Origin of the sequence: Sphingomonas echinoides (assembly GCF_029623395.1) — a bacterium.
Classification (GTDB): Bacteria; Pseudomonadota; Alphaproteobacteria; order Sphingomonadales; family Sphingomonadaceae; genus Sphingomonas; species Sphingomonas echinoides_A.
In genome coordinates, this window is record NZ_JAPYKK010000008.1 from 30,791 (window position 1) to 47,234 (window position 16,444).

Annotated in this window: 14 protein-coding genes and 1 tRNA gene; 6 read left to right on the forward strand and 9 right to left on the reverse strand. The window is 66.0% G+C overall.

Annotated elements, in window-relative coordinates; translation table 11 throughout:
* Positions 1 to 22: 22 nt before the first annotated feature.
* From QBJ92_RS06800 to QBJ92_RS06820, 5 genes are all read left to right on the forward strand, one after another.
* Positions 23 to 751, forward strand: coding sequence for an extensin family protein (locus QBJ92_RS06800; protein WP_277968935.1), 729 nt, complete (start codon positions 23 to 25; stop codon positions 749 to 751).
* 138 nt (positions 752 to 889) lie between these two features.
* The gene (locus QBJ92_RS06805) at positions 890 to 3,322 is read left to right on the forward strand and encodes a hypothetical protein (protein ID WP_277968936.1); all 2,433 of its coding nucleotides are present in this window, start codon (positions 890 to 892) and stop codon (positions 3,320 to 3,322) included.
* A 66-nt stretch (positions 3,323 to 3,388) separates the two neighbouring features.
* The gene (locus QBJ92_RS06810; RefSeq protein ID WP_010214848.1) at positions 3,389 to 3,589 is read left to right on the forward strand and encodes a hypothetical protein; all 201 of its coding nucleotides are present in this window, start codon (positions 3,389 to 3,391) and stop codon (positions 3,587 to 3,589) included.
* 69 nt (positions 3,590 to 3,658) lie between these two features.
* A complete protein-coding gene (locus QBJ92_RS06815) occupies positions 3,659 to 5,299 on the forward strand; it encodes an NAD(P)/FAD-dependent oxidoreductase (RefSeq protein WP_277968937.1) in 1,641 nt (546 codons plus the stop codon).
* Between the two features lie 51 nt (positions 5,300 to 5,350).
* The gene (locus QBJ92_RS06820; protein ID WP_347342785.1) at positions 5,351 to 5,632 is read left to right on the forward strand and encodes a SemiSWEET family transporter; all 282 of its coding nucleotides are present in this window, start codon (positions 5,351 to 5,353) and stop codon (positions 5,630 to 5,632) included.
* 122 nt (positions 5,633 to 5,754) lie between these two features.
* Here QBJ92_RS06820 and putA read toward each other — a convergent pair whose 3' ends face one another.
* Positions 5,755 to 9,411, reverse strand: a complete 3,657-nt coding sequence (gene putA, locus QBJ92_RS06825; RefSeq protein ID WP_431358375.1) for a trifunctional transcriptional regulator/proline dehydrogenase/L-glutamate gamma-semialdehyde dehydrogenase — start codon at positions 9,409 to 9,411, stop codon at positions 5,755 to 5,757.
* Positions 9,412 to 9,512: 101 nt separating this feature from the next.
* On the opposite strand from putA, the gene QBJ92_RS06830 reads away from it, so the two are divergent.
* Positions 9,513 to 9,998, forward strand: a complete 486-nt coding sequence (locus tag QBJ92_RS06830) for an Lrp/AsnC family transcriptional regulator (protein WP_277968939.1) — start codon at positions 9,513 to 9,515, stop codon at positions 9,996 to 9,998.
* A gap of 21 nt (positions 9,999 to 10,019) precedes the next feature.
* Here QBJ92_RS06830 and QBJ92_RS06835 read toward each other — a convergent pair whose 3' ends face one another.
* The 8 genes from QBJ92_RS06835 to QBJ92_RS06870 all read right to left on the reverse strand — a co-directional run bounded on the left by QBJ92_RS06835 (position 10,020) and on the right by QBJ92_RS06870 (position 16,293).
* Positions 10,020 to 11,021: a glycoside hydrolase family 43 protein gene (locus QBJ92_RS06835; RefSeq protein ID WP_277968940.1), complete on the reverse strand. Its 1,002-nt coding sequence runs from the start codon at positions 11,019 to 11,021 to the stop codon at positions 10,020 to 10,022.
* Positions 11,022 to 11,148: 127 nt separating this feature from the next.
* Positions 11,149 to 11,224, reverse strand: a tRNA-Val gene (locus tag QBJ92_RS06840).
* 509 nt (positions 11,225 to 11,733) lie between these two features.
* Positions 11,734 to 12,690: a hypothetical protein gene (locus QBJ92_RS06845; RefSeq protein WP_277968941.1), complete on the reverse strand. Its 957-nt coding sequence runs from the start codon at positions 12,688 to 12,690 to the stop codon at positions 11,734 to 11,736.
* A 232-nt stretch (positions 12,691 to 12,922) separates the two neighbouring features.
* Positions 12,923 to 14,335: an NAD(P)(+) transhydrogenase (Re/Si-specific) subunit beta gene (locus tag QBJ92_RS06850; RefSeq protein WP_277968942.1), complete on the reverse strand. Its 1,413-nt coding sequence runs from the start codon at positions 14,333 to 14,335 to the stop codon at positions 12,923 to 12,925.
* 41 nt (positions 14,336 to 14,376) lie between these two features.
* Entirely contained in the window at positions 14,377 to 14,670 is a 294-nt protein-coding gene (locus QBJ92_RS06855) for an NAD(P) transhydrogenase subunit alpha (protein ID WP_010218984.1), read from the reverse strand.
* A gap of 11 nt (positions 14,671 to 14,681) precedes the next feature.
* Positions 14,682 to 15,041 carry a PH domain-containing protein gene (locus QBJ92_RS06860; protein WP_277969037.1) on the reverse strand — a complete coding sequence of 120 codons (360 nt, stop codon included), beginning with the start codon at positions 15,039 to 15,041 and terminating at the stop codon, positions 14,682 to 14,684.
* Positions 15,041 to 16,162, reverse strand: a complete 1,122-nt coding sequence (locus QBJ92_RS06865; protein ID WP_277968943.1) for an NAD(P) transhydrogenase subunit alpha — start codon at positions 16,160 to 16,162, stop codon at positions 15,041 to 15,043. The genes QBJ92_RS06860 and QBJ92_RS06865 overlap by 1 nt, the downstream gene beginning before the upstream one ends.
* 2 nt (positions 16,163 to 16,164) lie before the next feature.
* Positions 16,165 to 16,293, reverse strand: a complete 129-nt coding sequence (locus QBJ92_RS06870; RefSeq protein WP_277968944.1) for an aa3-type cytochrome c oxidase subunit IV — start codon at positions 16,291 to 16,293, stop codon at positions 16,165 to 16,167.
* Positions 16,294 to 16,444 lie beyond the last annotated feature (151 nt).

Consider the following 16,444-nt stretch of genomic DNA (forward strand, 5'->3'; position numbering starts at 1 on the left):
CCCTCGCCGCGTTGGCTGCGCGATGGCTTACCCGATCGCTCTCCGCTGGCTGCGCCGGATCATCGTGCTCGTGCTGTGCGCGGCGGTCGCGCTGGTGGTGTTTGCGCTGTTCCGCCCCGCCCCGCAGGACTTGCCGTGGACCCCGTTGCGGCTGGACCAGCCGCCCGGGCTGTTCACCGGGCGCAAGATCGTCGCGCTTGGCCGCGATCCCGCCGCCTGCCGTGCGCTGCTGGAAACGGCGGGTCTCAAATTCACTGCCGTTCCGCCACGTGGCCCGGACCAGTGCCGGGCGCCCGACAGCGTTCGCGCGGCCCCACGCCAGGACATGCTGACGCTCAGCCCCGTAGTGACGACCGCCTGCCCGATCACGGTTGGGTTGCTTGCGTGGCAGGCCAACGTCGTTCAACCCGCAGCGCAACGCCTGTTCGGCACGACGGTGACGCGGATCGAGCATTTCGGCAGCTACTCCTGCCGCCGCATGTACGGTCGCCAGGAAGGCAGCTGGAGCGAGCATTCGACCGGAAACGCGATCGACGTCAGCGCCTTCGTGCTGACCGACGGCCGTCGCATCGCGGTGCTCCGCGACTGGTCGCGCGACGATGGGCGTGGACGCTTCCTGCACGCGGTGCGCGACGGGGGATGCACGCTGTTCGCGACGGTCCTGTCGCCGGATTACAATGCCGCGCACCGCGATCACCTGCATCTCGATCAGGCGAATCGCGGCGACACGGGGTGGCGTGCCTGCCGCTGATACGGCGCGGCGGACCGAGCCGTATCGCGGGCGGCGAACCCGCGCCCCCTTGCGCCATGTGGCACAGAGGTTAAGTCCACCGCCGTTGAACACCGCCGCGGGCCTTATTGTGAACACAGGTCGGAAGCAGGAGATCTGATGCTTTTCAGAGCGATGCCGAAATCCGTACTGCGCCGCGCGCGATCGTTATCGCTTGTTCTGGGCGTATCCCTGACGGGCCTGTGCGCTGCATCGCCTTCCCTCGGCGCATCGTCTTCGTTCGATCTGGTCGGTCCGAACGTCATCGTGACGGTCAAGCACGGGGCGGTCACGCTGCCGCTCGAATCGGTCCCCAATCTCGTCGAGGGCGACGTCGTTTCGGTCAAGCTCGACTTGCCGGAGAACCAGACCGAGGGGTTCCGGATCGTCGCGGGGTTCCTGCGTGGCGTGATCGACCGTCCGTCCAAGGACTGGTTTCACGAGGCGCGCAGCTGGAAGGGCAAGGGCGCGGACTTTTCGCTGACCGTCCCCAAGGGCGCGCAGCAAATGGCGCTGCTCGTCATCCCCGAGAGCGGTGGTGGCGCGAATGCGGTAATCAGCACGGTGCGCAAACGCCCCGGCGCGTTCGTCCGCGCAATTCAAGAGCTCAACCAAGCAACGCTCGATCGCGCGCGGCTCGATGCGTTCCTGCGCGAAACACTCAAGGTCGAGCGCGAGAATCCCGACAGCGTCTCGGCGGCGTCGCAGAGCCTGACGCGTAGCCTGTCGATCAAGCTGAAGGCGGAATGCCTTCAGCAACCGGCCGAACTGCAGGCGGCGTGCCTCACCGGCGACCGTGAGACGCTGCTGCTGGCGGATACGCACAGCTCGCAACTGGCCTCGACGCTGGCGGGGGCGCCGACCGACCTCGCGTTCCAGCTGAGCGCGACTCCGCAGGGCGGATATGGATCGTACAGTTCCTACATCGGCGTGGTCCGCGACTTGTTCCGGCTGATGGGGGCGTTCCAGTCGACCCAGTTGCAATTCATCCCGGCGCTGGCGCAAATCGGCAACGGTCGCGCGACGCTGCTGCTCAACACGCCGCTGTCCTTTTCCAAACCGACCTCGGTGATGGTCGTCGCGATGCCCGCGGTGGAAGCGGCCAAGCCGCCCCCGCTCCGCGCCACCACGCCCGACATCGCCTTGTGCGCCAACGCGGGCATGACCTTGCCGGTCGAGGGTGCGCCGCTAATCTACGCCACGCAATATGCGCGCGAGATGGCGCTGCGGTTGAAGCGCCCGGACGGAACGCTGGTCGACGTGCCGATCCATGCCGATCCGCGTCGCGGCGGCTATGTCCTCGACAAGCCGATTCCGGACGGCCCGTTCGGCGGCGCGATCCCGGCGCAAATCCACGGGTTCTGGGGCTTTGCCCCGTTCGAGGGACCGAGCTTCGCGCTGTCCAACCCGCTGCTCAACAATTGGAAGACCGCCGACGGCACGTCGCTCGTCGTCGGGCGCGCGAACGATGTCGAGGTGCTGGGCGGTGGTTCGGGATGCGTAACGCAAGTGTCGCTGCGCCGCGGTGACGGCGCGGCCCGGCCCGTGACGTGGAAACAGGCGGGCACCCGTGGAATTGTCGCGACGCTCCCGCTCGAGAAGATGGCGCCCGGACCAGTGTCGATCGTGATCGAGGGTGCAGCGGGCACAACGCCCGCGGTGGTGACCCTGTCCGCGTTGCAGGAAGCGGGCAGCGTCGACGACCTGACCTTCCACGCCGGCGATGCCGAGGCGATCCTGACCGGTGCGCGGCTCGATCAGGTGCGCGGGATGACGCTGGGCCAGCTGTCGTTCCACCCTGGTGGGCTGACGCGAGTCGACAATCAGGATCGACTGACCTTGCTCGCGGACGACCCCACCAAGGCGCAGACGATCGGCGCGGGGACGAGCCTGAGTGCGGAAGTCACCTTTGCCGCTGGTCGCAAGAAGACCGTCCCGGTAACGATCGCGGCACGGCGCACGGGCGCGACACTGGTCCACATCGCAGGCCAGGTGCCGGCACACGAAGGTACGGTACCCCTCGTGATGCGCACCGACGCCGTTTTCGCACAGGATGCGCGAATCAGCTTTGCCTTCCACAAGGATGCGATGGAAACGCTCGACGGGCAGGAATCGGTCGAGATCGCGACCGCGGACGGGCGCGCCTCCGGGATCATCAAGGCCGGCAAGGGCTATGACCTGCAGGATGCGACCACCGGGATCGTCGCCTTCTCGCCGGTCGAAGCGCTTGGCGCGCTCGCTTATGGTCCGGTGCGGTTCCGTATCCTGGAAGGCGATGTCGCCTCCAACTGGACTTCGCTCGCGACGATCGTTCGGCTGCCCGACATACGATCGGTCAGTTGCCCCGCGCGCGAGAAATGCCAGATCGCGGGGGATCGTCTGTTCCTCATCAAGGCGGCGGGCGCGAGCGAGCAGCCGGATGCGCTGCAGGAGATCCCGGACGGGTTCGTCGCACCCAAGATCACCACGACCGGCAGCCGTGACGGAAAGGTCTACCTGCAATTGCGCGATGCCCCACAGGCGTTTGCGACGGTCACCGCCTCTTCGAAATAGACGGACGGGGGGAATGCGCGTTCCGGTCTGGACAGCCGGGGCGCGCCGCCGGTATCGCCCCCGCCCATGAGCATTACCGCAACGATCATGAACACGGCCACCGGCCAGCCCATCCAGAAAATGGTATTCGGCCGGATGCCCAAGCCGTGGGTATCCTTCAATCTCGAGACGGGCGAGCTCGTCACCGCCGACCGCGTCGAAGTCGGCAAGCCCGCGCCGGGCAAGTTCGCGGTGCCGGTGGCGGTGTGGGTCACGCCCAAGGGCTGATTCGCCACCACCTCTCAAACGACAACGCCGGTCATGGCATCAGGACGCATCTCGCGGTAAGGGCCGGCGATGTTGCGCATTACCGAACTGGCCCTTCCGCTCCATCATCCCGATGAGGCGCTCCCCGCTGCGATCTGCAAGCGGCTCAAGATCAGCCCACGCGACCTGATCCGCTTCAAGATCGCGCGCCGTGCGCACGATGCGCGCGACAAGATGGCGATCCTTTTGGTCTATTCGCTCGACGTCGCGGTGAAGAACGAAGCGACCGTGCTCGCCAAGTTCCGCAAGGACCGCAACGTCGGCACCACCCCCGACACGCGCTACAAATTCACCGCGCAGGCCCCCGCCGTTCAGAGCGAGATCCGCCCGGTCGTAATCGGCGCGGGGCCGTGCGGGCTGTTCGCCGGGCTGATTCTCGCACAAATGGGGTTCCGCCCGATCATCCTCGATCGCGGCAAGGTCGTGCGCGAGCGGACCAAGGACACCTGGGGGCTGTGGCGCAAGAGCGTGCTCAACCCCGAATCGAACGTCCAGTTCGGCGAGGGCGGCGCGGGCACCTTCTCCGACGGCAAGCTCTACAGCCGGATCAAGGACCCGCGCCACCTCGACCGCAAGGTGCTGACCGAGTTCGTCAAGGCGGGCGCGCCCGAGGAGATCCTGACCGAAGCGCATCCGCACATCGGCACCTTCCGGCTGGTGACGATGGTCGAGAGCATGCGCGAAAGCGTCGAGGCGCTCGGCGGCGAATATCGCTTCCAGCAGCGCGTCGAGGGAATCGACATCGAGACGCGCGGCGACGGCAGCCGCCACGTGCGCGGGCTCCACATTCACGACGGCAGCTATCTGCGCGCGGATCATGTCGTCCTCGCGATCGGGCATAGCGCGCGCGATACCTTCGCGATGCTTCACGAGGCGGGGGTCTATGTCGAGGCCAAGCCGTTCTCGCTCGGGGTGCGGATCGAGCATCCGCAATCGTGGATCGACACCGCGCGCTTCGGGCCGAGTGCTGGCAACCCGATCCTCGGCGCGGCGGATTACAGCCTGTCGCATCACTGCAAGAACGGACGGACGGTCTACAGCTTCTGCATGTGCCCGGGTGGCACCGTCGTCGCCGCCACCTCGGAAGAAGGCCGTGTCGCCACCAACGGCATGAGCCAATATTCGCGCAACGAGCGCAACGCCAATTCGGGGCTGGTCGTGGGCATCGACCCCGAGCGCGACTATCCGGGCGATCCGCTGGCGGGGATCGCGTTCCAGCGGCACTGGGAATCGCTCGCTTATGTCGCGGGCGGGTCGAGCTACAAAGCCCCCGCGCAACGGCTGGGCGATCTGCTCGAGGGCAAGCCGTCGTCCGCGCTCGGGCAAGTCGTGCCGTCCTATCGCCCCGGCGTGACGATGGGCGACCTGTCCGAATGCCTCCCCGAATTCGCGATCACCGCGATGCGCGAGGCGCTTCCGGTGTTCGGGCGGCAGATCCCGGGGTACGACCATCCCGACGTGCTGCTCACCGGGGTCGAGACGCGCACCTCCTCGCCGGTCCGCTTCAAGCGCGGCGACGATCTGCAGAGCCTCAACACGCGTGGATTGTATCCGGCGGGCGAAGGGGCTGGCTATGCGGGGGGCATTCTCTCGGCGGCGGTCGACGGGATCAAGATTGCCGAAGCGGTTGCCGCGAGCCTCACGCAGACGGCGATGCCGCTGCCGGAGTGAACCGAACGGTCCAACCTTTGTTGTGCACTGCAACACAAAGGGAGATTGATGATGGCCAACACGGCCAAACCCCTCACCGCCGAGCGCGCAATCCTGATCCTCGGCTGGGTCGCGACCGCGACGGCGGTGATGATGTATGTTTCGTACATCTCGCAGATCCAGCTCAACCTTGCGGGGCATAAGGGATCGGTGATCCAGCCGCTGGCGACGGCGGTGAACTGTACCTTGTGGGTGGCGTACGGGCTGCTCAAGCCGCAGCGCGACTGGCCGGTGGCACTGGCGAATGCGCCGGGGGTGGTGCTCGGCGCGATCACGTTCGCGACGGCGTTGTAACCGCTTAGCCCCTCCCCTTCAGGGGAGGGGTTGGGGTGGGGAAGTCCAGCAAAGCGCGCTCTCTGCGAGACACAGCCCCACCCCCAACCCCTCCCCTAAAGGGGAGGGGCGAAGAGAGACCGCTACGCCAGCGTCATCAAACTCGCATTCCCACCCGCCGCGGTCGTGTTGATCGAAACCGACACCTCCTCGCACAGCAGATCGAGCGGATACGCGTCCGCCCGCGCCACCACGTCCGCGCTCGAAGCGCCATGCAGCGACACGATCGCCCCATCCCGCGCCGCCAGCGCCCGCGACGCGGCAGCAACGTCCGCGGCATCCCCCTCGACCAGCGCCCCCGCGAGCGCGCCGACCTCGGCCAGCCCGTGCGTCGGCCAGTCGATCCGCGCCGCAACCACAGCGGGCAACCCCGCCGGTGCCACCGCCAGCGGACCACCCGGGATCACCACGGCGTGGTTCCCCGTCGCCAGCACCGCGCCGATCTGCCGCCACAGCCCATGCGCGGTCCGCGCGATCACTGCGATCCGTCCGCGCGGATGGAGCGCGTAGCGGTTGATCTCGCCGACCGGACCCGCCAGCTCGACTTCATAGCCAAGCCGCGACCGGTCCGCGATCGCGCCGACCGCCGCCGCCATCTCGGGCTCGCCCTGCGTCCCGAGCCACGTCGCCAGCGTCCGCGCGACCGGATCGCCGCCCGTCGTCGGCACCGCCGCCGTCTGCGCGGCATGGACCAGCCGAGTCAGATACATCGGGCCGCCCGCCTTCGGGCCAGTTCCGGAAAGCCCGCGCCCGCCGAACGGCTGGACCCCGACGACCGCGCCGATCGTGTTGCGATTGACGTAGACATTCCCCGCCCCAATCGCGCGCGTGACGCGATCGATCGTCGCGTCGAGCCGCGTGTGGAGGCCGAAGGTGAGCCCATAGCCGGTCGCGTTGATCGACTCGACCAGCGCCTCCATCGCCCCGCTGCGGAAGCGGAGCACGTGCAGCACCGGGCCGAACACCTCACGTTCGATCTGCGCGATGTCGTCGATCTCGATGATCGTGGGGGGCACGAACGTGCCGTACCCCGTCGCGGCGGGCAAAGCGGCCTGCTCGACGCGGTGCCCCGCCGCCTTCATCCGCGCGATGTGCGCGTCGATCCCGTCGCGCGCTTGCGCGGTGATGACCGGGCCGACGTCGATCGCGAGCCGATCGGTGCGGCCGATCGTCAGTTCCGCCACCGCGCCGCGCAGCATCGCGAGCGTGCGGTCCGCAACCTCTTCCTGCAGGCACAGCACGCGGAGCGCCGAACACCGTTGCCCGGCGCTGTCAAACGCGGACGCGAGGACGTCGCCCACGACCTGCTCCGCCAACGCGGAGGAGTCGACGATCATCGCATTCTGCCCGCCGGTCTCGGCGATCAGCGGGATCGGCTTGCCCTCTGCGGTCAGACGCCCGGCGAGCTGGCGCTGGATCGTCCGCGCGACCCCGGTCGATCCGGTGAAGATCACCCCCGCGGTCGCAGACGCGCCGACCAGCGCCGCGCCGACCGCCCCGTCACCCAGCACCAGTTGCACGACATCCTCGGGCACCCCCGCGCGGTGCAGGATCCGTACCGCTTCCGCCGCGATCAGCGGAGTCGGTTGCGCGGGCTTGGCGACGACCGGGTTGCCCGCGACCAACGCAGCGGCGATCTGCCCGGTGAAGATCGCGAGCGGAAAATTCCACGGGCTGATGCACACCACCGGTCCGAGCGGCGTCGCACCGTCCAACGTCGCGCGTGCCTGCGCCGCATAATAGCGCAGGAAATCGACTGCTTCGCGCACTTCGGCGATGGCGTTGGCGGCGGATTTGCCCGCTTCGCGCATGATCAGTCCGAGCAGCGTCGGCATCGCCGCTTCGAGCATGTCCCCCGCGCGATCGAGACAGTCCGCACGCTCCGCGACGGGCGTGGCCGCCCACTGCGCCGCCGCCCCGACCGCGCGATCGACCGCCGCTTGCGCCGCGGCTTCGTCCGCTTCGAAGACATGGCCGACGATGTCGCGGTGGTCCGCCGGGTTACGGATCACGACCGCGGGCCGTGCACCCGTGTCCACGCCACCGGTCCATTCGGACGCGGCACTCGCCACCAGCGTCTGCGACAGCATGGCGAGCGTCGCTTCGTCGCTGAGATCGAGCCCCTGCGAATTGCGCCGCGCGCCATAGATCGCCGCGGGCAGCGCGATCTCGTCATGCGGCGCGCCGGGGACCGGCATCGCGCGGACGATCTCGACCGGGTCGGCGATGAGGTCCTCGATCGGCACCGCAGGATCGCCGATCCGGTTGACGAACGACGAATTCGCCCCGTTCTCGAGCAAGCGGCGGACGAGATACGCCAGCAGCGTCTCGTGCGTACCGACCGGGGCATAAACCCGGCACGGCCGCGCGAGGCCGTTCGCGCCGACGACTTGGTCGTACAACGGCTCGCCCATGCCGTGGAGGCACTGGAACTCGTAATCGCCGACGACGAAGTCCTCGCCCGCCAGCTGGTAGATCGTCGACAGCGTCTGCGCGTTGTGCGTCGCGAATTGCGGGAACACCGCGTCGCGCGCCGCCAGCAGTTTGCGCGCGCACGCGATGTACGCGACGTCGGTGTAGATCTTGCGCGTATAGACTGGGTATCCGGAAAGGCCGTCGACCTGCGCACGCTTGATCTCGGCATCCCAATAGGCGCCCTTGACCAGTCGGATCATGATCCGCCGCCCGGTCCGCCGCGCCAGCGCGATGACGAAATCGATCACCAGCGGGCACCGCTTGCCATAGGCCTGGATAACGAAACCAAGCCCCTTCCAGCCGTCGAGCTCGGGATCCTCGGCGAGCGACTGGAGGAGGTCGAGCGACAGTTCGAGCCGGTCAGCTTCCTCGGCATCGATGTTGAAGCCGATGTCATAGCCCTTGGCGAGCAGCGCGAGGCCACGCACGACCGGCAGGAGCTCGGCCATCACCCGCCCCGCTTGCGTGCGGCTGTAGCGCGGGTGGAGCGCGGACAGCTTGATCGAGATACCCGGCCCGCCATACACGCCGCGCCCGTCCGATGCCTTGCCAATCGCGTGGATCGCCTGCTCGTAATCCTTGAGATAGCGCGCCGCATCCGCCGCGGTCGTCGCGGCCTCGCCGAGCATGTCGTACGAAAAGCCATAGCCTCGCGCCTCGCGGTCCTTTGCGTGGCGCAGCGCCTCGTCGATCGTCTGGCCGGTGACGAACTGTTCGCCCATCATCCGCATCGCCAGATCGACCCCGCGGCGGATCACCGGCTCGCCCACCCGCGCGACCAGCCGCGTCAGCGCGGTCGCGAGACCGCGGTCGTCCGCACTCGCCGCCAGCTTGCCGGTGACGACCAGCCCCCAGGTCGCGGCGTTGACGAACAGCGAGCGCCCGTCCCCGATATGCGCCGCCCAGTCGCCGCCCGCGATCTTGTCGCGGATCAGCGCGTCGCGCGTCGCGGTGTCGGGAATGCGCAGCAATGCTTCGGCGAGGCACATCAACGCGACGCCTTCCTGGCTCGACAGCGCATATTCCTGGACCAGCGCCTGTACCCCGCCCCGCGCCTTGGACCCGCGCAACCCTTCGATCAGCGCGCGCGCGGTGCCGGCGGCGGCGCGGCGAACGGTGTCGGGAACGGTTGCCGCCTCGACCAATGGCGGCACGCAGATCGGCTCGGGCGTCCGCATCGCCGCGGTGATCGCCGCCCGCATCGGATCGGGCGTACGCACCGTCGGAGCAAAGCACGCAAATGGCATGGACGATTCGGTGGTCATGGCGATCCTCTGAGTAAGATCTTCGCCATACGCTTCTACCCCGGAGGGAATCTTCCCTTTCAAACTTGACGGACGCACAGTCCCGACTGCATTTCAGGGCCATGAAGGATAAGTCGCCTACGCAACCATCGTCAGACAGTGAATTGGACCGGTTCGACCGTGCGATCATCGATCTGTTGGCGCAGGATGGGCGGATGACCGTCACCGACCTTGCCGCGCAGATCGGGCTGTCCAAGACGCCGACGCAGGTTCGGCTCAAGCGGCTGGTCGACCAGGGCTATATCCTCGGCTTCCGCGCGGTGACCAATCTCGCCAAGCTGGGGCTCGACCATGTCGCCTTCACCGAGGTGAAACTGTCCGACACGCGCGAGAATGCGCTGCGCGATTTCAACGCCGCGGTGCGCCGTATTCCCGAAGTCGAGGAATGCCATCTGATCGCGAGCAGCTTCGACTATCTGCTCAAGGTGCGCACCACCGACATCCGCCGCTACCGCTATGTGCTGGGGGAGAAGATCTCCAGCCTGCCGCATGTCGCGAGCACGTCGACCTTTGTCGCGATGGAGACGATCCTCGACCACGATCGCTGACCGGGTCGAGCACCACCGCGCTTACTTGGGCGGCGCCATCGTCACCGCATTCGGCGTCTGCACGACCGGGCGCATCGTCCCGTCCTTGTTATACGTCAGCGGATAGACCGTCACCGCCCGCCGTCCGATTGCCCCGCGCTGGTCGTCGATCGCGAGATCGGCATTGTGGAGGAACAGATACGATTGCCCCCGAAATTCCGCGATCCCGGGATGGATGGTGAAGCTGTACTTGCCCGAACCGGTCAGCAGCCCGTGTGGCGTCCACGGCCCGCGCGGCGACGATGCGGTCGCGTAGGAGACATGCTCGTCGCGCTGCGTCTTCCGGTCGAGCGAGGCGTAGGTCAGGTAATAGATCTTGCCACGCTTGTGCAGCCACGGGCCTTCCTCGAAATGCGGCGGCGTGATCTCGGTGATCGGGCCGTCGAGCTCGATCATGTTGGGCTTGAGCTTGGCGATATAGCATTGCCGATTGCCCCACGCGATCCAGGTGGTGCCGTCGTCGTCGGTCATCACGGTGGGATCGATGTCTTCCCAGCTGTGCGTGCCCTTGGGCGTCATTTCGTTGGTAATCAGCGCGGAGCCCTTGGCATCGCGGAACGGCCCGGTCGGCGTGTCGGCGACGGCCACCGCGATCGCCTTGCCGGGGTGCGTGGCATCGTGCTCGACCGCGGCATAGAACCAGACCTTGCCGTTTTTCTGGATCGCCTGCGAGGCCCAGGCGTCTTGCTTGGCCCATTTGAAGTCGGCGACGTTCATGATTGGCCCGTGATCGGTCCAGCGCTTCATGTCCTTGGTCGAATAGACCATCCATTCGCGCATGTTGAACATCTCGTCGCGCTGCGCAACGTCATGACCGACGTAGAGGTACAACGTGTCGCCGACGACCATCGGCGCCGGATCGGCGGTGAACTTGTCCCGGACGATCGGGTTCGAGAGCTTCGGGGCGGGCGTTGCCGCAGTGATCGACACCGCCGTCGCCGCAAGCGCCATTCCCCCAGCCACAAGGGCGCCAACAATCCGCATTCCACTCTCTCCTGTTGTCTCACGCAACGCTCGAGTGGGGATACGGCCCTATGCTAACGCTAACAAGGCTCAATCGGAGTGATCGCGGACCTGGGCTCGATTAGCCGGTACCGGCTACGAAGGGGGGTGGTGGGCGATGACGGGCTCGAACCGCCGACATTCTCGGTGTAAACGAGACGCTCTACCAACTGAGCTAATCGCCCCCGTAACGGGGAGTCGCGTAATAGCGCGGTTTTGGCCGCGAGCAAGCGCACGATTGCAGATAATTCGGGGATCAAACGGGAAACGGGAGGGCATCCGGAACGCGAAATCCCGAAGGATTTCCGAAGCGATTCTGCGCGGCGCGGGAAGTCCGCTAAATGTTACCTTCCCGAAACCGATCTGTTGATCTCCGAACCTTATCAACGAGACGCATGATCCCAACAGCGGCGGTGACGCGATGTCGATCCTTAAGCGGGCCATGACACTCGGCTGTGCGGCGATCAGCTATCGATGGATTAAGCGACCAATGAACAATTGGTCTCGCAAGTGGGTTGCATCCCGCTCTCATCGCAGCGTTGGATTATTGCCCGAGCCAATGGCCCGAACTGTTTAAGGTCGGGCCAAACCCAAGGAGTCGTTACGGCTTCCGCATGTGTTTGAAGATTGTCGGTACCCGGGGGGGGCGCTCGGAGCGCCTCCCCCGCTACCGGCGGGAGCGAAACGAGCCTCGTCAGGGCAACGCCGACCCCGTCCGGCGGACCGCCGACAGATAGGTTCGCATCCCCAGACTGGTTTGCGACGACAAGGCCATGAAGGCGCGACGGCGGTCGAACGGGTCGGGGCGGCGTTCGAACAACCCCGCATCGGTCATCCGCGAAATCCAGCGCAGCGCCGTGGTCGGCGCGACGGCGGCGGCGATGCACAGGCTGGACACCGAAACCTGGACGCGCTCGAGTTCGGCGGCGAACAGATCCAGCAACATGTCCCAAGCCGGATCCTCGAACAGCCCCGCCCCGAAGAACTGGTCGCGAAGGCGGCGCGCGCGGATCGCGTCGCGTACGTCCCGGACGCGGATGTCGGGCCGTTCCAGCAGGGGCGCCGAGCGATAGGTCAGACCCGGGTCGGAGACCGCAGGCGGACGCGATAGTTCATCCTCGCCACGGGTAAGCCGCGTCAACGTCTCGGCGATTCGAGCGATTTCCTCGTTGAGGCGCATTAACCGAACCGAATCGGGTGTTCCGCCAATATCCTGTAATCGCCGCGAGTCAGGGCTCAGCGCCACGCATAGACTGGCGACTCGCTCGGTCGTCGTCGGGGAACACAGCAGGTCGATCGGCGCGGTCCCGATTGTCCCCGTAACACAATCGATCTGGGACGGATCGAGCACGATCACCGCGCGGGTCGCCCCGGTGACGGCCAGATCGGCAAGCACGGACAGCACGCGTTCTAATACCGCATCGGGAACGCTCGAGGCTTCCGCCAGAATCGCATGGCACAATCCCTGGCGTTCGAGCCTGCCGGCTGCTTCTTCCCACGGCACCGGGCCGAGAAGCCGCGCATCACAGGCTTGGATTGCCTCCGCCCCCGCCGAACAATCATTCGCGATCAGCAGGACGGATCGTTGGTCTATACGTGCCGGGTCGCGTCCGTATCGACCGAAATCGTCGAAGGCCATCGGTTCGGTCATGGTTGCGCTCCCCCACGCTGCGAGGCTCCCCAGCCCTCGCTTTCGTAAAGTACGCATTCTGCCAAAAGGGAACAGCTCAATTCGCGCCACTTCGGCGATCATTATGCAAGATCCAGAGCATCCCACTCCGGATTGCACCAGAACGGACCCAATTGCCTAAGTACACTCAAATCGCCGGGTCAGTCTGCGCCCATAGGAGAAACAGGCCGATTCGAAATGGGGAATTGCGCTATCAGTCCAGAGACTTCACGATTTCCTCGACCATTTTTTTGGCGTCGCCCAGCAACATCATCGTATTGTCCATATAGAAGACATCGTTGTCGACGCCGGCATAGCCGACCCCGCCCATCGACCGCTTGATGAACAGCACGGTCTTCGCTTTTCCGACGTCGAGCACCGGCATGCCATAGATCGGCGAGGTCTTGTCGGTCTTTGCCGCCGGATTGGTGACGTCGTTCGCGCCGATCACGAAAGCAACGTCGGTCTGTGCGAACTCGCTGTTGATGTCCTCCAGCTCGAACACGTCGTCATACGGCACGTTCGCTTCCGCGAGCAGCACGTTCATGTGCCCGGGCATGCGGCCGGCGACCGGATGGATCGCATATTTCACGCGGACGCCGTGCTCCTTCAGCTTGTCGCCCATTTCGCGCAGCGCGTGCTGCGCCTGGCTGACCGCCATGCCGTAGCCGGGGACGATGATGACCTGCTCCGCCTGGCCGAGCAGGAACGCCGCGTCGTCGGCGGACCCACGCTTCCACGGACGCTGCTCCTTCGCTTCGCCGCCCGCAGCCGCCGCATCGCCGCCGAAGCCGCCTGCGATGACGCTGACGAAGCTGCGGTTCATCGCCTTGCACATGATGTAGCTGAGAATCGCACCCGAAGATCCGACCAGCGCGCCAGTGATGATCATCGCGCTGTTGTGGAGCGTGAACCCCATCGCGGCTGCCGCCCAGCCCGAATAGGAGTTGAGCATCGACACGACGACCGGCATGTCCGCACCGCCGATCGGCACGATCAGCAAGAAGCCGATGACGAAGCTGAGGCCGGTGATCGTCCAGAACACCCAGGCGCTCTGATCCTGGGTGAAATAGCCGACGAGACCGACGATCGCCACCAGCACCGCGATGTTGATGACATGCCGTCCGGGCAGCAGGATCGGCTTGCCCGACATGTTGCCGTTGAGCTTGAGGAAGGCGATCACCGAGCCGGAGAAGGTGATCGCACCGATCGCGATGCCGAGCCCCATCTCGATCCGCGAGACGGTCAGGATCTGCCCGTCATCGCCCAGGATCCCGAACGCGCCGGGGTTGAGATACGCCGCCGCCGCAACCAGCACCGCCGCCATGCCGACCAGCGAGTGGAACGCCGCAACAAGCTGCGGCATGTCGGTCATCGCGATCCGTCGCGCGGTAACGATTCCGATCGCCGCACCGATCGCCATCGCAACCCCGATCTCGAACGGTGACGCGAGATGATGCGCGAACAGCGTGGTGCCGACCGCGAGCGCCATGCCGATCATGCCGAGCCGGTTGCCGCGTTGCGCAGTCGCGGGCGACGACAGGCCGCGTAGCGCGAGGATGAAGCACACCCCCGCGACGAGATACGCGAGCGCAACCCAGGGATTTACCGGTGCCGTATGTTCCATCGTTTAAACCCCTGCCCGCCCGTTCAGCCGCCCGTATCGCGTCACTTCGCGACCGGTCGTTCTTTCTTCTTGTACATCGCCAGCATCCGCTGCGTCACCGCGAAGCCGCCGAAGATGTTGACGCTCGCCAGCACCACCGCGAGCAGCCCGAGCCATTTCGACCAGACCGACCCTTCCGCCGCAGACGCGATCAGCGCGCCGACGATAATCACCGAGGAGATCGCGTTGGTCACCGCCATCAACGGCGTATGCAGCGCCGGAGTAACCGACCAGACGACGTAATAGCCGACGAAGCAGGCCATGACGAAGATCGACAGGATTGAGATAAAGTCCATGGATTGTGCCCCTATCGGTCGATCTTGGTTGCCATCCAACCCTGTAGCCCGCGGATGTCGGAATCGCGCCCGATCCGAAATTCAATCGGCGCCCGACCGGATAGATAGATCTTCAGTTCCGCATCGAGATCGAACGTGCCCGCCGTCTCGATCGAGAAGGCGGTAATCGACCGGTACGGCACAGTCAGATATTCCCGCTTTGCGCCAGTCAGACCCTGCACGTTGATGTACAGCACGCGCCAATTCGTGAACGCGATAAAATCGCGGACGGTCTTGAACACGAACCGCACATCTTCCTGATCGGTCAACGCATCCCCGTGCTTGTCGATCAGTTCGGCCGCCGAGGCCGCGGTTGCATTAAGCAGCCCCATCACCCCAACAACCGTGCGTTGACGATCTTGCCGCCCTGGGTCAGCCGGATCGCATCCCCGATCTCGGCGTCGAGCACGGGCTTGCCCTGCTCCTTGTCCCAGAATGCGCTCAGGAAATTGAACAGGTTGCGGGAGAACAGCGCCGAGGCATCCGCCGCAAGCCGCGACGGTACGTTGCGATGGCCGACGATCGACACACCGTTGACGACGACCACCTCACCGACGACAGAACCCTCGACATTCCCGCCGCTCTCGACCGCGAGGTCGACGATCACCGAACCAGGCCGCATGCTCGCGACTTGCGCCGCCGAGATCAGCCGCGGTGCCGGGCGTCCCGGGATCAGCGCGGTAGTGATGACGATGTCCTGCTTGGCGATATGGCCCGACACCAGTTCGGCCTGCGCCGCCTGATATTCCGGGCTCATCTCGCCCGCATAGCCGCCCGACCCTTCGCCTTCGATCCCGGCGACTTTCTCGACGAAGATCGGCTTGGCGCCAAGGCTCTGGATCTGCTCACGCGTCGCGGCACGGACGTCGGTCGCGGACACCTGCGCGCCGAGCCGTCGTGCGGTCGCGATCGCCTGCAACCCGGCGACACCGACCCCCATCACGAACACCCGCGCCGCCGAGATCGTCCCCGCCGCGGTCATCATCATCGGGAAAGCGCGGCCATACGCCGCCGCTGCATCCAGCACCGCCTTATAGCCCGCGAGGTTCGACTGAGACGACAGGATGTCCATCGACTGCGCACGCGTGATCCGCGGCATGAATTCCATCGCCAGCGCCTCGATCCCCGCGGTGGCATAGCCATCGATCCGCGCACGGTCGGCGAAGGGATTGAGCGCGGCGACCAGCCACGCGCCGGACGTCGTGCCTGCCAGTGAAGCCGCGTCCGGCCCCTGTACCCCCAATACGATATCGGCACCCGCAAGCGTCGAACCACGGTCCGCAACACTCGCGCCGGCCGCGGCATAGTCCGCGTCCGTGATCGATGCGGTGCTGCCGGCACCCGCCTCGACCGCGACGCTGGCCCCTAAGGCAACGAATTTCTTGACCGTTTCCGGGGTGGCGGCGACGCGGCGCTCGCCTTCGGCGGTTTCGCGGAGAACGGCGATCTTCACCGCTACTTACCCGAGATCAGCCACACCACCGCAAACGCGATGATGAAGCATGCAACTGCTCCGTATTTAAGGACTCCGATGACCTTGGTATAGGTCGCGCGGTGGACTTGCAGATCGCCCTCGTTCGCCATCGGATCGTTCCTCACCTTATCGTTCCGCCTGTGCTTAGCGGGCGTCTTGCAACCCCTCAACCCCTGCAATTACTTAGGGCCGCGTGTCTCTCGCGTCCCGCGCTGGGTCGTTTAAGGCGGCTTTTACACCTTGCCGTTAGAGAATCGCTCC

Excerpts from the sequence above, each read along its gene's own strand:
- QBJ92_RS06850 (WP_277968942.1), bottom strand. The coding sequence starts at position 14,335 with ATGGAACATACGGCACCGGTAAATCCCTGGGTTGCGCTCGCGTATCTC.
- QBJ92_RS06820 (WP_347342785.1), top strand. The coding sequence starts at position 5,351 with ATGGCCAACACGGCCAAACCCCTCACCGCCGAGCGCGCAATCCTGATC.
- QBJ92_RS06810 (WP_010214848.1), top strand. The coding sequence starts at position 3,389 with ATGAGCATTACCGCAACGATCATGAACACGGCCACCGGCCAGCCCATC.
- QBJ92_RS06835 (WP_277968940.1), bottom strand. The coding sequence starts at position 11,021 with ATGCGGATTGTTGGCGCCCTTGTGGCTGGGGGAATGGCGCTTGCGGCG.
- QBJ92_RS06845 (WP_277968941.1), bottom strand. The coding sequence starts at position 12,690 with ATGACCGAACCGATGGCCTTCGACGATTTCGGTCGATACGGACGCGAC.
- QBJ92_RS06870 (WP_277968944.1), bottom strand. The coding sequence starts at position 16,293 with ATGGCGAACGAGGGCGATCTGCAAGTCCACCGCGCGACCTATACCAAG.
- QBJ92_RS06830 (WP_277968939.1), top strand. The coding sequence starts at position 9,513 with ATGAAGGATAAGTCGCCTACGCAACCATCGTCAGACAGTGAATTGGAC.
- QBJ92_RS06815 (WP_277968937.1), top strand. The coding sequence starts at position 3,659 with ATGTTGCGCATTACCGAACTGGCCCTTCCGCTCCATCATCCCGATGAG.
- QBJ92_RS06855 (WP_010218984.1), bottom strand. The coding sequence starts at position 14,670 with ATGGACTTTATCTCAATCCTGTCGATCTTCGTCATGGCCTGCTTCGTC.
- putA (WP_431358375.1), bottom strand. The coding sequence starts at position 9,411 with ATGACCACCGAATCGTCCATGCCATTTGCGTGCTTTGCTCCGACGGTG.
- QBJ92_RS06805 (WP_277968936.1), top strand. The coding sequence starts at position 890 with ATGCTTTTCAGAGCGATGCCGAAATCCGTACTGCGCCGCGCGCGATCG.
- QBJ92_RS06800 (WP_277968935.1), top strand. The coding sequence starts at position 23 with ATGGCTTACCCGATCGCTCTCCGCTGGCTGCGCCGGATCATCGTGCTC.
- QBJ92_RS06860 (WP_277969037.1), bottom strand. The coding sequence starts at position 15,041 with ATGGGGCTGCTTAATGCAACCGCGGCCTCGGCGGCCGAACTGATCGAC.